This is a genomic window from Proteus sp. PR00224, from assembly GCF_016238105.1.
GTDB lineage: Bacteria > Pseudomonadota > Gammaproteobacteria > Enterobacterales > Enterobacteriaceae > Proteus.
In genome coordinates this window covers 49,415-62,032 of sequence record NZ_JAEHQU010000001.1, presented here as the reverse complement: position 1 = coordinate 62,032, position 12,618 = coordinate 49,415, and the positions used below count along the sequence as shown (strand labels likewise).

Below are 12,618 nucleotides of genomic sequence, written 5' to 3'. Positions count from 1 at the left end.
AGCTTTTTATTTCATATATATTCAGTACGTTACGACAATTTCTCACTTTACCTCGCGAGGTTTGTACACAGTTATGTACACATATTTATTTTATAAATATCCATAGCATCACTGAGCCTTATCGTAACTCAGGGGGGATATTATCACAGACTATAAAGATTTATACATTTATCTCATCGGTAATTTTAACATCTCTTTTTTTAATACAGGGAGATAGATAGAATTTTTTCTTTAATTTGACTACCATAACGAGCAAGCGGAAACCGTGGCTTTTAAAATAACATTCTCTGGGGCGGACCAGAATCTTCATTGTTAATATATAAGGTGTGTAACGTGTTTTATCTAAAGCCCCGCTCTCGTAAATTAGTCTATGCTATTACCTTTGAAACTCTTGCGATTTTATTAAGCACTGTTTTACTAGCGATATTAAGCCAAAGCCAATCACATAATTCACTACCCGTTGCAATCGCTGTTTCTGTTATTGCCTTGATTTGGAATTATATTTTTAATTCTTTCTTTGAATTAATTGAATCAAAACTAAAAATCAAAAAGCGTACCGTTATGGTACGGCTTACTCATGCAATAAGTTTTGAATTAGGTCTGTTCTTCTTTACCATTCCACTTTATATGTGGTGGTATAACGTGGATTTTATCAAAGCAATTAGTATGGAAATCACGATATTAGTGTTCTTCTTTGTCTATACCTATTTATTTACACTCGCCTTCGATAAATTATGCCCTCGAGTTTATTCAACAGGAAACAAAGTGGTGTAATGGCTTAATCTTGTCGATACTCAGTAGGACTTTTATTAAAGTATTGGCGAAATGCCTGACTAAATGCAGAATGCGAGTCATATCCTACAACTAAAGCAATATTTTCAATATTTACTGATGTGTATTTTAATAATTCAGCGGCTTTGCTAAGTCGCTGCTGAGTGACATATTGCATCACAGATACTCCCACCTCTGCTTTCATTTTTCGTTGTAACGTACTCACTGACGTATTAAAAGCGCAAGCAATATCATATGTGGTTAATGGTGTATGTAATTTATTCACTAACCAAGCATCCAAACTATCGCGCCAACCTTTTTGTATTTTCATTTGAGCGAGTAATAAACGTGTGATCGTTGAATATTGATCTGGAGGTTGAGGATATTGATGTAGCCACTCTAATAAACCAATGGCTGCTGGTGATAACACAAATTGTCCACCTTTCTCACTTAATTGCCATTGAGACGTTGCAGGGAGTTCTAGAATAAGATTTTTATTATCTATATTGCCTGAAAAGGCATGATGAATAGTTGGAGGGATAATCAAACAGTTTTGATTGGAAATCAGAAAATCTTCTCGATTGAAATTAACTTCCATCGAACCCGAAAGCCCGAAAATAATCTGCCATAAATTATCATGCTGATGAGATACCGTCTCTTGTGTATAACATCGCAAATGCAATTGAGGTAATAACAAAAGACACTCCTTTATATCCATCCTGCTATTGAATAATTACTATATCAAAACTCAGCCGAACATCACTATTTAAGAGTGTCTTATCAAGATACTTATTTTTTAGGCTAAACGCGAGCCATTTGGTAAAGGTAAGTTAAACTCAGCCAATACAATTGCTCCTGTTTCATCAGGTGCCCCTGTAATTAAAACTTCAGATTTTATACCTGCAATGCGTTTAACTGGAAAATTACATACACATAAAATACGACGTCCCACAAGCTCTTCAGGTGTATAGTTTACCGTAATTTGAGCACTTGAACGCTTTATACCTAATTCGCCCAAATCAACTTCCATAACATAAGCAGGTTTATTCGCTTTTTTATTTATTTCTGCGCTAATAATCGTTCCTACTCTCATTTCTACTCGTAAAAAATCATCCCATTCAATTAAATCTGTCATTTTTTTACCAATCTATTGTGTTTATGGTTATATCACTATTACTGAATTATAGATTAACACGCATGATGCTGGCTCACCTGTGGTGAGACAATCATTCTCTGTTGAGAAAGAGTCACTCACACTCTTTTTTCTCTATTTTCATCATTCTGAAATTTATCTACTTTTTAATAACCTTTTAAATAACCATATCAATTCATAAATTTGTTATGTATAAAAAGTATTCTTAAGAAATGTGTTTTTATTCCCCCCAGAGAATATTTATGATGAAAAAAATAACAGAGTGGACAACATTAGAAGGAAAACTTGTGCGTTTAGTGCCCCTAAGTATGGAACACTACTCAGAACTCTATGAACTAATTGAAAAAGATAGACCCGATGAGCTTTGGTATACCACCGTTCCTTCAGTAACAGAATTACAACGCGATATTGAGCATAAACTTCAGTTACAACAAAAAGGATTAATGTTGCCTTTTACCATTATTTCTAAAGCTAATAGCCGTGTGGTTGGCATAACAACCTTTATGAATATTGATAGCCAAACTCCAAGATTAGAAATTGGTTCAACGTGGTATACCAAAGAAGTACAAAGAACAGGAATAAACACTGAAGCTAAATATCTCTTACTTAAATATGCCTTAGAAGACTTGCAATGCATTGCTGTTGAATTTCGTACTCATATATTAAATCAAACTAGCCGTAGAGCGATTGAACGACTTGGTGCAAAACTGGATGGTATTTTACGTAATCATAGATTAACGACGACGGGACAAAAAAGAGATACTTGCGTTTATAGCATTACTGATTATGACTGGGGATCGGTAAAAATGCATTTAGAATGGCTTATGAAAAAATACTAATAAACATTAAGAATATTACGAGGAAAATAACTTTTATCTCGTTTAATTTGTTATCATAATTACTCCTTAATTACCTGTTATTGGGAGCTTTTATATTCCATGCACTCTGTTTACCAGTTTTTTCAGGCTATCGGTCTTGGTCTTATTTTGCTTTTGCCTTTAACTAATCCATTAACGACTGTTGCTCTTTGGCTTGGCCTTTCAGGCAATATGACAAAGGAACAACGTAATCAACAATCCTTAATGGCATGTGTGTATATTTTCCTTATTATGACCATCGCGTTCTATGCGGGACGGATCATAATGACAACCTTTGGTATTTCGATCCCCGGTCTTCGTATTGCAGGCGGAATGATAGTTGCCTTTATTGGCTTTAGTATGCTGTTTCCAAATACTCCTAATGTCGATGATCCTATTTCAGACGAAAACAATCCACATCGTAATCCCAAAGAACCTAATATTGCCTTTGTTCCTTTAGCAATGCCAAGTACAGCGGGTCCCGGAACAATTGCAATGATAATCAGTACGGCGGCTTCAATTCCCTCACGTACTGATATTGCACAATGGGTATTGTATATCGCCCCTGTGACAAGCTTCTTTTTAATTAGCGTTATTGTTTGGGTATCACTTCGTGGCTCCACCAGCATTATGAAGTATTTAGGCCACAGCGGTATTGACGCTATTTCTCGCGTAATGGGATTTTTATTAATCTGTATGGGCGTTCAGTTTATGATCAATGGCGTTCTTGAAATTATTGCTGATTTGCCTGCTTTATTAAAACAGGCTCAAGCCGCAGCTAATTTGCCAGATTAATTATCACCTGCATGGTAAGCCGCTCTCACTTTTGCTAAATAACGCGGCGCTTGAGAAGCTGGATGATTTTTTTCGACATAACGATAAAAATCATCCGCACTCATTGAATTAATTTTAGCGATGGCATTATCTCTATCTTTATCAAATGTTCTTAATAAAGCGCCTGCGCCATTTACATAAGCAAGGATAGTGGCGTAATAAAGAGTTTCAGGATCGGCAATACCAACAAGGTGACGCTCTCTTAATAATTGAATATAAGCTGTACCCAAATCGATATTAATGGCGGGATCTTTTAGTTGAGCCGTTGTTGGTTGCCCTGCCTTACCTCTATTTTGGTAAACATCTCTTCCCGCAGTTGATGCTTTAATTTGCATTAACCCAACTGCATTTGATTTGCTAATAACTTCAGGTCTAAAGTTTGATTCAACTTGGATAATCGCCTTAATTAATGTTTCATCAACATCGTAACGGCTTGATGCTTGCTGTATATGGTTATCAAAAGGTGTTGATTTCCATTGTGCCGTTGAAATTGAAGCATTATTAACGCGGTTCTCTACTGGTTTTTGGCTTAAGAATCGTGATGTTTCTTTTTGAACAGGTTGACGAGCATGATCAGCACAACCAGCAAGAAGCAAAATTGCCAAAGAAAAGATGATGTTTACTTTCACGTTTTATCCTTTTGCATAAAGGGTTGCACGAAGACATGTTTTATATATCAATAATTTATAGATATATTATTCTATTTTCATTCAAAAATGCATGCTAAAATATGGCAAAACATGAGAAATAAATCAATCTATTACGACTTCTAGTGTGTGCGTTTTATCTCAAATTAGCTCTTCTATTATACTCTCCATACTATCCAAAAACTAACTAGATCCGAGATGAACCTCATGAAGCGAACCCAGAAAGAAAAAAAGATAATGGAATTATTTAAGCCTGAGAATCTTGCATGAGTAGCTGGTGAAATAGGCTCCCCTCCTTTTGAGGTTTCTGATGTAGCTTAATGCTTAAAGGATAGGATTCTTTTAACAAGAAAAAGATTCTCGAATCTACTTACAAAACACTAGATGGTGTTGTTAAGGATGGCTTATTAGAAAAGATATCCCGTTACGAGAGGCGACAAAACAAATACCGAGACTAAGTAATTCATCCTGATGTTCATTATGTCATTAGTCGTTATGGATTGCAGGGGGAATGCCATGTTGTGAAATATGAAAATAGCGGAGGAGATTTTATTGAAGGCGAATGTGTTAAGATTAATTAAATAACTGACTTTTTTTAGTATTCACTTAGAACAAAAAGCCTCCGTTAAGAGGCTTTCAAAACGATACTAGTTAATATTATATACGTTTGTTCATTACCACTTATCACGGTAATCAAATGCTACCTGGTAATCGTATTTATTTAGCTCAATTTTATGTTTAAGGTGCTTCTGCAGATAAGGAACCCACGCAGAAATAACATCAAAACCGCCGTTATTGATGATGTTTTCTGTCGGCTTAACGGTTTGTTCAATAACCGTATCATCATCACCCAGATCTGTTGAATATTCTTTTCCAATAAAGTCTTCCGTTTTTTTATCAAACCATTGTAAATGTACTTTCAATCCCATGATATTTATTCTCCTTACAAATATTTTTTGATATTACGTTTTGGATCAGCCGGTTTTATCTGATTACCGGTTTTCGGATCAAAGGCGCCGATATGCTGTCCGTCACTGGCTCGATACCCCTCCAGTTCACCATGCTGAGAGTCCCACTCGTAGATTTTACGGCCTTTGTCTCCGAACCAGCGCGCACGTTTACCACCTCCGCCTTGTTTAGGCGTTTTCCACTTTCCTTCTTTTAGCTCACCCAACCCTTTAATTTCTTCAGTCTTCGGTGCTGGGTGATAATCATGACCTTTTTCTCTAACACCTTGGCGTTTTTTATCCTTAGCCTCATTGACCTTATCTTCAGCTGCTTTTTTCTTGCTCTCAGCTTTTTTGCGACTCTCAACTGCTATCGCTAGCGCTTTTCTCGCTTCATTTAGCGCTATTTCAGGCTCTTTAACCTTCGCGTTATAAACTAATTTGATTGCATTGGCAGGTAATGAAGAATATTTTTTTAACCACTCATCATATTCCGCTTTTTTAGCTTCATATGTTTTTTGTAATGAGGCAACATTTACCTTTAATGTATCCTCTTTCTTCTTCGCAACGTCTAACTCAATAATAGCTTCATTTAAAGCTTGTTTTGCCGCTTCAAGAGGATAAAGCGCAATCCAATCTTTTTTCGCTTGCTCTATCAGTTTTTTTTCATCTTCTTGAGAAAGTTGCTCACTAATTGAAACATATAGAGGTTCATTATCATTACCAAAATCAACAATAGCATGATAATTTTTTAGCTCAATAGAAGGAAGATACTGTGATACTGGAGGCTGAGTATTCACTACAGTTCGTTGCTTCTTCCATTCTTTTTCTTGTTCAAGCTTAATTTTTACAGGCTTCATATTAGGAATAATTTCTGCTGTATAAATACCTTGCATTCCTGTTGGTTTAGCTTGAACAATGGGTACTGAGAGTGCTCCGTTAACAGAAATAACTGTTTTCTGTTTTTGTTTAATTTCATCAAAAGCAGAAGTAATATAGGTATCAACCACAACTTGCTTTTCTTTGATAAATCTCCCTATTTCAGTAGCAATCACTGATGCAGGTAATGTCGATACCTGATAGGCCTTCTTTTCATCATAAATATGTAAAAAACCATGCTTATTTAATAATGCCATTTCCTCCTTCGTAGACATTATATTGTTATTTGGCATTAAACCTTCAATTGCAATTCCCCATGGCGTAAAACGATTTAATAATGATGCCTTACTCACTAATTGTGCGACATTATTTTTAGCAAAATTAAACGCCGTTGTAATAGCTGTTTGAGTTGCACTTAAATTACCACTAGCAATAGTAAAATTAAGTACCCCATTTTTTAGTGGGAATAGAAATACGGTACTACCTACGGGAATAACTGAGGCGGCTTCAGGGCTCTCACTTAAATTTATATTATCGTCATAATATTCGCTATAACCTCCGCTCTCTTTCTCGTGATTTCCAGTTTCATTATCTTCTCTATCATCACGGTCATTATCAGTATATTCAGAATTATCATTTGAACTACTAATACCATCAGTGATTTCAATACGAATATCATTATCATCATAGTCACTCATATAAACTCCTTTTTATATTAGAAACACATAACACCTGTATTTAAATACAGTATAAATTATGAGGCAATAATCTTATTTCGGTTATGTTCGGAATAATCATCATTAAAAACTAACTCATCCTTAAGCTAAGTAGATTTAATCAGTTATCAATTTCTGGTGTCTTATTGGTATCATGATTTTCTTCCTTTCCTTTTTGTCTGAGTTCTTCTTCCTCTTTCTGTGCTTCTTCTATCTCACTCACAATAAGTAGCACTAAAATTAAAATCGCTCATCATAAAAAGGTAAATTGACTAAAATAAAAACAGCCAAATTATTAAAAATAAGAAGCATTACCATTAAAATGGTGTAGAGATAATTTTTCATTAGGAGCTGGATATGACTAAAAAATATTATATTAATAATATGTTCTGGGGCTATTTTATGATGTTGGTGATGGTTTATCTTAATTATAACGATCACACTATTGAAGGTTTATTAATGCTAACTTTAAGCATACCTAGTGCAATTTTTTTTCCTTTCTCCAAAATGCTTATCGAAAAATTCGCATTAAAATATACAACAAAAAAATTCTGGAATACTGGATTATTTATAAATACACCAGCTAAACATGGTGGAGTAGCTCTATACCACTTATTTTGTTTTATATTTTCAATTCCATTTAGCATCATATATCTAGCTCTATATTTCACAAAAAATAGGATAACCGATTAAAATCGATTATCCTATTAGCCTACATATTAAATACCTATCGCACTGCTGACTTTTTCAACCAAAGCGTCGTCAATCAAGGCACCAACTGTTGCAATGATGAGGGCATACCCTAAAATTCCAACAGGTCCACCAATAATTAAACTAAAGGCAAAGGCTGTCAATGCCACTGCTGCCATACCAGCAGTAATTGCAGTGGCTTTAACAAAAAATGGACGCCAATTTCCCGTTTTAACCGCTTTTTTAAATTCAACAAGTAATTCCACGGCATTAATCGCGTGATTGGTATATCCAAGCCCTTTACTAAATTTACCTAAGTTTGAAGCTAACTGTTTTGCATCAATAGATTCTAATGCTTTTATAATAGCAGCTCGATCTTTGGCATTAATTTTATTATTAATATTTTGCCCATATTTTTCATATGTACGTAAAGCATCTTCTACACTTCTGATTGTTTTCCCTTTAGATTGCTCTGCTAACTCTCTAGATAATTGTGCTGCTTTTTTACCAAATTCCTGTATCACTTTCTCGTAAAATGAAATTGTAGATTTCACCCAATTTTTAATATTATTAAACTCTTTTTCCTTCTGAGGACGCGGATCTTTATCCTTAAGTTCAATTGCAGGGAAGCCCGAATAAGCATATAAAGGCGATAAGTTTGAATTTCTAGGAAACACAATAATTGCGTCATTAAATTGGTGTGGATATGGTGCTTCTATTCTTTTGTTTTCTACCTTATTAGGTAATTCTACTTTTTCTGGATATGAGAATTTTTTATTTTCATTTGAGTAATTTTGAATAACATTTCCTTGTAAACCAGGGCCGCTAGAGGAGCTAGTGGGTCTAAGCAAATATTCAATCCCCATATTCTTAATATCTACATGATAACTATTAGCAGCGTCATTAACTTCATATACAGGGACTTTTTTAGTCACTAAAACACTATCTGTGATGTAAGCAAAGCTTCTTTACGTAATCGATTTTCGTCAGCTTTACCAGAGAGAGAAAACAAACCTACTTTTCATGAAATAAGAAGCTTATCTGCAAGACTTTATGAAGAAGAAAAAAGCGCTGAGTTCGCTAAAAAAATATTAGGCCATAAATCCATGCAAATGACTGATAGATATTTAGATGATAGAGGTACTGGCTATACTGAATTGTGAGCTAATAGTGAGCTTTTGTGAGTGTGTAAAAGTAACTTATTGATATACAGTGATGAATATTTAAATAACCTTTTACACAAATAGTTACGAACTATTGTTAATTTTTGTGACAAAACTCGACAATCTACTTAACATTTATTGGAATACATGTTGTTATCTTATTTCTGGTCGTTATCAAATGAAGCTTTTTACACAGAGATAACTTGACTTTTTTGAGATGGTATTGATAATCATTATCAATTGAGAAAATAACTCTGCAACTATAAGGCAATAATAATATGGATATATTTCGCTCTGTAAACAAACTTTCACTTACGGCTTTATGCCTTATGGCATCCGTATTTTTAACAGCACCTACACAAGCAAAAGATAAACTAAAAGTCGTCACCACATTTACTATCATTCAAGATATCGCTCAAAATGTAGCTGGAGATGCAGCTATTGTCGAATCAATCACAAAACCTGGTGCTGAAATTCACGATTACCAACCTACTCCTAAAGATATTGTAAAAGCTCAAAAGGCTGATCTTATCTTATGGAATGGCTTAAACCTTGAACGTTGGTTTGAACGCTTTTTTAATGAGTTACGTAACGTACCTGCTGTTGTTGTCACTGAAGGCATCACACCAATGGCAATTAGTGAAGGTGCTTACAAAAACAATCCTAACCCACATGCGTGGATGTCACCGAATAATGCATTAATTTATATTGAAAATATTCGCAAGGCACTTGTTGAACACGATCCCGATAATGCGGCTATTTATAATCAAAATGCGGCACGCTACGCAGAAAAAATTAAACAGCTTGACGCACCATTAAGAGAAAGACTATCCCGTATTCCACAAGAAGCGCGTTGGTTAGTGACCAGTGAAGGTGCATTCAGCTATTTAACTAATGACTATGGCTTTAAAGAAGTTTATTTATGGCCCATCAATGCAGAAGAACAAGGCACACCACAACAGGTTAAATATGTGATTGATACCGTTAGAGAACACAAGATCCCTGTTGTCTTTAGTGAAAGTACAATTTCAGATAAGCCAGCTAAACAAGTAAGTAAAGAAACTGGCGCAAAATACGGTGGTGTTCTTTATGTTGACTCACTTTCCGCTGAAGGTGGCGAAGTTCCTACTTATATTGATTTGATTACTATTACAGTAGATACAATTGCGAAAGGATTTGGGCAATGAGCAATATAAAAGCTAATCCTACGTTGACTGTTGATAATGCCACAGTGACTTACAACAACGGTCATACGGCTATTTTCGATGCAAGTTTCTCTATCACTGGTGGCACTATTTGTGCCCTAGTGGGTATCAATGGCAGTGGTAAATCCACACTATTTAAAACCATTATGGGGCTGGTAAAGCCCTCTAAAGGAAAAGTGACGTTAAACGGTAGCCCAATCCAGCAGGCGTTAAAACAAAATATGATCGCCTATGTTCCACAAACAGAAGAAGTTGACTGGAATTTTCCCGCCCTCGTTTCTGATGTTGTAATGATGGGACGTTATGGAAAAATGGGATTTTTTCGTATTCCTTCAAAACGTGACCATAAAGTTGTTGAAGCATCATTAGAGCGCGTTGGCTTGTCAGGCTTAGGGCATCGCCAAATTGGTGAACTTTCTGGCGGTCAAAAAAAACGTGTTTTCTTAGCTCGAGCAATGGCTCAAGAAGGTACTGTTTTATTACTCGATGAACCTTTTACTGGTGTCGATGTTAAAACAGAAAATGCCATTATCGAGCTGCTACGCAATTTGCGCGAAGAAGGCCACTTAGTTTTAGTTTCAACTCATAACTTGGGAAGTGTACCTGAATTTTGTGACCACGTTATTTTAATCAATAGAACAGTGTTAGACAGTGGTCCAACTGAAACGACATTTACACAGAAAAACTTAGAGCACGCATTTGGTGGTGTGTTACGTCACATTAGCCTATCGGGTTCTGATCTTCATGATGATGACGATCCTCGTTCACTCACTGTCATTACCGATGATGAACGTGCTGCGGTCTTTTATGGTCATCAAGAAGAACACACTCCAGCGCACCAAAGCCAGCGCAAACAAGGAGATTAGCCATGCTAGATTTACTCCTACAGCCTTTTGAATATAACTATATGGTGAAAGCGATTTGGGTGAGTGCCTTAGTCGGTGCTGTCTGCGCTTTTCTTTCATCCTATCTTATTTTGAAAGGTTGGTCGTTAATGGGGGATGCCCTTTCCCACTCAGTTGTTCCCGGTGTTGCAGGGGCTTATATATTAGGTTTGCCTTATGCAGTTGGTGCTTTTTTTACGGGTTTGCTTGCCGCATTATCAATGACATTTATTCGTCATATCACACGCCTTCGTGAAGATGCCGTTATTGGTTTTATTTTCTCCACTTTTTTTGCCTTTGGTCTGTTGCTGGTTTCGCTTAAACCGACAGCCGTCAACGTTCAGACCATTATCCTCGGAAATATTTTAGGTATTGCTGATGAAGATGTATGGCAAGTTGTGATTATTACAGGTGTCTCTTTCTTAGTTTTATTTTGTATTTGGAAAGACTTGCTGGTGGTTTTTTTTGATGAAGTTCATGCAAAATCAATCGGTTTATCACCACTAAAATTAAAAATTATCTTTTTTACTCTTTTGAGCGCATGTACTGTTGCGGCTCTTCAAACTGTTGGCGCCATTCTTGTCATTGCTATGGTAGTGACTCCTGGTGCAACGGCTTATTTACTCACAGACCAATTCAAACGACTTGCCATTATTGCTATCTGTATCGGCACAATCACAAGTGCAGTAGGTGCTTATCTTAGCTACTTCTTTAATGGTGCAACAGGTGGTGTGATTGTCACAATGCAAACATCACTCTTTTTGTTGGCTTTCTTATTTGCTCCTAAACACGGTATGTTAGCCACTCGCCGTCGTGCTCGTCAGAGTTCACAACAGTTGATTACACAATCTCATCAGCATAAAGGATCAACAAAACCAGAAGAGGTGAAACTATGAATGAGTTGTTGGCGTTTTTCATTGAGCCTTTTCAATACCCGTTTATGCAACGCGCTATTATTGCAGCCATTATCATAGGTATCGCCTGTGCTATTTTATCTTGCTATATGGTATTAAAAGGCTGGTCTTTGATGGGAGATGCAATCTCTCACGCTGTTTTACCCGGAGTTGTTCTTGCTTATGTCACCGCAATCCCGTTAACAGTAGGCGCCTTTCTTTCAGGTCTATTTTGCTCTTTTGCCACGGGTTATTTAAAAGATCACAGTCGCATTAAAGAAGATACTGTGATGGGAATTGTGTTCTCAGGTATGTTTGCAGTGGGTTTGGTCATTTTTGCCAGTGTCGATACAGACCAACATTTAATGCATATTTTATTTGGTAATATTTTAGGCATTACACCTGATGTATTAACTCAAATTAGTATTATCTGTGTAATCACCATCACTATTATGCTTGTTAAGCAAAAAGATTTTATGCTTTATTGCTTTGATCCTAACCAAGCAAGGATTATTGGTTTACCTGTCACATTATTGCACTATGGATTGTTGTCTATTTTGGCATTAACTATTGTTGCTTCAATGCAGGCTGTTGGGATTATTTTAGTGGTCGCCATGCTTATTTCACCAGGGATCACCGCGTATTTATTAACACGCAGTTTTTCACGCATGATTATGTTAGCAATTGTATTTTCTGTCGCATCTAGCGTTATAGGAACATTTATTAGTTTCCATATTGATGGAGCAACAGGCCCATGTATTGTGCTAACGCAAGCTGTATTCTTTATTATTGCGTTACTCTGTAATCAGATAAAATTGGCAAAAATAAAGCGACAAATAAAACCCGCTAACGCCTGATAATATTCTTTATCTTCGCAAAAACGGGATAATCATCCCGTTTTTTAGCTTTATACTTTATTGGTTTAATTAAAGTGTTATTGTCATAGTATAAACATCGCTCGTTATTATTTTATTTGGGT

Annotated in this window: 15 protein-coding genes; 9 read left to right on the top strand and 6 right to left on the bottom strand. The window is 36.0% G+C overall.

Annotation, left to right across the window (positions count from 1 at the left end):
- Nucleotides 1–333: 333 nt before the first annotated feature.
- Entirely contained in the window at nt 334–774 is a 441-nt protein-coding gene (locus tag JEP71_RS00335) for a PACE efflux transporter (protein WP_198619637.1), read from the top strand.
- Between the two features lie 4 nt (nt 775–778).
- Here JEP71_RS00335 and JEP71_RS00330 read toward each other — a convergent pair whose 3' ends face one another.
- Both JEP71_RS00330 and JEP71_RS00325 read right to left on the bottom strand, forming a co-directional pair.
- Entirely contained in the window at nt 779–1,468 is a 690-nt protein-coding gene (locus JEP71_RS00330; RefSeq protein ID WP_109372519.1) for an AraC family transcriptional regulator, read from the bottom strand.
- Nucleotides 1,469–1,567: 99 nt separating this feature from the next.
- Entirely contained in the window at nt 1,568–1,906 is a 339-nt protein-coding gene (locus JEP71_RS00325; protein WP_088495790.1) for a tRNA-binding protein, read from the bottom strand.
- A gap of 263 nt (nt 1,907–2,169) precedes the next feature.
- On the opposite strand from JEP71_RS00325, the gene JEP71_RS00320 reads away from it, so the two are divergent.
- Together JEP71_RS00320 and JEP71_RS00315 are read left to right on the top strand one after the other, a co-directional pair.
- On the top strand, nt 2,170–2,763 hold the full coding sequence (locus JEP71_RS00320; RefSeq protein WP_198619692.1) for a GNAT family N-acetyltransferase: 594 nt from the start codon (nt 2,170–2,172) through the stop codon (nt 2,761–2,763).
- A gap of 99 nt (nt 2,764–2,862) precedes the next feature.
- Nucleotides 2,863–3,576, top strand: a complete 714-nt coding sequence (locus JEP71_RS00315) for a MarC family NAAT transporter (protein WP_198625554.1) — start codon at nt 2,863–2,865, stop codon at nt 3,574–3,576.
- Here JEP71_RS00315 and JEP71_RS00310 read toward each other — a convergent pair.
- The 3 genes from JEP71_RS00310 to JEP71_RS00300 all read right to left on the bottom strand — a co-directional run bounded on the left by JEP71_RS00310 (nt 3,573) and on the right by JEP71_RS00300 (nt 6,786).
- Complete coding sequence (locus JEP71_RS00310; protein WP_109372521.1) at nt 3,573–4,244, bottom strand: transglycosylase SLT domain-containing protein; 672 nt, start codon at nt 4,242–4,244, stop codon at nt 3,573–3,575. The genes JEP71_RS00315 and JEP71_RS00310 overlap by 4 nt on opposite strands.
- Nucleotides 4,245–4,936: 692 nt before the next feature.
- Nucleotides 4,937–5,191 carry a colicin E3-like toxin immunity protein gene (locus JEP71_RS00305; RefSeq protein WP_198625553.1) on the bottom strand — a complete coding sequence of 85 codons (255 nt, stop codon included), beginning with the start codon at nt 5,189–5,191 and terminating at the stop codon, nt 4,937–4,939.
- 14 nt (nt 5,192–5,205) lie between these two features.
- On the bottom strand, nt 5,206–6,786 hold the full coding sequence (locus tag JEP71_RS00300; protein WP_232797440.1) for a colicin E3/pyocin S6 family cytotoxin: 1,581 nt from the start codon (nt 6,784–6,786) through the stop codon (nt 5,206–5,208).
- A gap of 375 nt (nt 6,787–7,161) precedes the next feature.
- Between JEP71_RS00300 and JEP71_RS00295 the strand changes: the two genes are divergently transcribed.
- Entirely contained in the window at nt 7,162–7,497 is a 336-nt protein-coding gene (locus JEP71_RS00295; RefSeq protein ID WP_232797439.1) for a colicin E1 immunity protein, read from the top strand.
- A gap of 26 nt (nt 7,498–7,523) precedes the next feature.
- Here JEP71_RS00295 and JEP71_RS00290 read toward each other — a convergent pair whose 3' ends face one another.
- Complete coding sequence (locus JEP71_RS00290) at nt 7,524–8,447, bottom strand: colicin-like pore-forming protein (RefSeq protein WP_332872261.1); 924 nt, start codon at nt 8,445–8,447, stop codon at nt 7,524–7,526.
- On the opposite strand from JEP71_RS00290, the gene JEP71_RS00285 reads away from it, so the two are divergent.
- The 5 genes from JEP71_RS00285 (at nt 8,439) to JEP71_RS00265 (ending at nt 12,496) form a co-directional block, all read left to right on the top strand.
- Nucleotides 8,439–8,657: a tyrosine-type recombinase/integrase gene (locus tag JEP71_RS00285; RefSeq protein WP_311747406.1), complete on the top strand. Its 219-nt coding sequence runs from the start codon at nt 8,439–8,441 to the stop codon at nt 8,655–8,657. The genes JEP71_RS00290 and JEP71_RS00285 overlap by 9 nt on opposite strands.
- 329 nt (nt 8,658–8,986) lie before the next feature.
- Nucleotides 8,987–9,844 (top strand): metal ABC transporter substrate-binding protein, encoded by an 858-nt coding sequence (locus JEP71_RS00280; protein WP_232797469.1) that lies wholly within the window; start codon nt 8,987–8,989, stop codon nt 9,842–9,844.
- Complete coding sequence (locus tag JEP71_RS00275; protein WP_198625551.1) at nt 9,841–10,728, top strand: manganese/iron ABC transporter ATP-binding protein; 888 nt, start codon at nt 9,841–9,843, stop codon at nt 10,726–10,728. The genes JEP71_RS00280 and JEP71_RS00275 overlap by 4 nt, the downstream gene beginning before the upstream one ends.
- A gap of 2 nt (nt 10,729–10,730) precedes the next feature.
- A complete protein-coding gene (locus JEP71_RS00270) occupies nt 10,731–11,642 on the top strand; it encodes a metal ABC transporter permease (RefSeq protein WP_198625550.1) in 912 nt (303 codons plus the stop codon).
- On the top strand, nt 11,639–12,496 hold the full coding sequence (locus JEP71_RS00265) for a metal ABC transporter permease (protein ID WP_198625549.1): 858 nt from the start codon (nt 11,639–11,641) through the stop codon (nt 12,494–12,496). The genes JEP71_RS00270 and JEP71_RS00265 overlap by 4 nt, the downstream gene beginning before the upstream one ends.
- The last annotated feature ends 122 nt before the right edge of the window (nt 12,497–12,618 follow it).

What these genes read in the sequence shown, in the direction of transcription:
- JEP71_RS00305 (WP_198625553.1), bottom strand. Translation starts at nt 5,191, where the DNA reads ATGGGATTGAAAGTACATTTACAATGGTTTGATAAAAAAACGGAAGAC.
- JEP71_RS00300 (WP_232797440.1), bottom strand. Translation starts at nt 6,786, where the DNA reads ATGAGTGACTATGATGATAATGATATTCGTATTGAAATCACTGATGGT.
- JEP71_RS00295 (WP_232797439.1), top strand. Translation starts at nt 7,162, where the DNA reads ATGACTAAAAAATATTATATTAATAATATGTTCTGGGGCTATTTTATG.
- JEP71_RS00265 (WP_198625549.1), top strand. Translation starts at nt 11,639, where the DNA reads ATGAATGAGTTGTTGGCGTTTTTCATTGAGCCTTTTCAATACCCGTTT.
- JEP71_RS00270 (WP_198625550.1), top strand. Translation starts at nt 10,731, where the DNA reads ATGCTAGATTTACTCCTACAGCCTTTTGAATATAACTATATGGTGAAA.
- JEP71_RS00280 (WP_232797469.1), top strand. Translation starts at nt 8,987, where the DNA reads ATGGCATCCGTATTTTTAACAGCACCTACACAAGCAAAAGATAAACTA.
- JEP71_RS00275 (WP_198625551.1), top strand. Translation starts at nt 9,841, where the DNA reads ATGAGCAATATAAAAGCTAATCCTACGTTGACTGTTGATAATGCCACA.
- JEP71_RS00320 (WP_198619692.1), top strand. Translation starts at nt 2,170, where the DNA reads ATGAAAAAAATAACAGAGTGGACAACATTAGAAGGAAAACTTGTGCGT.
- JEP71_RS00315 (WP_198625554.1), top strand. Translation starts at nt 2,863, where the DNA reads ATGCACTCTGTTTACCAGTTTTTTCAGGCTATCGGTCTTGGTCTTATT.
- JEP71_RS00325 (WP_088495790.1), bottom strand. Translation starts at nt 1,906, where the DNA reads ATGACAGATTTAATTGAATGGGATGATTTTTTACGAGTAGAAATGAGA.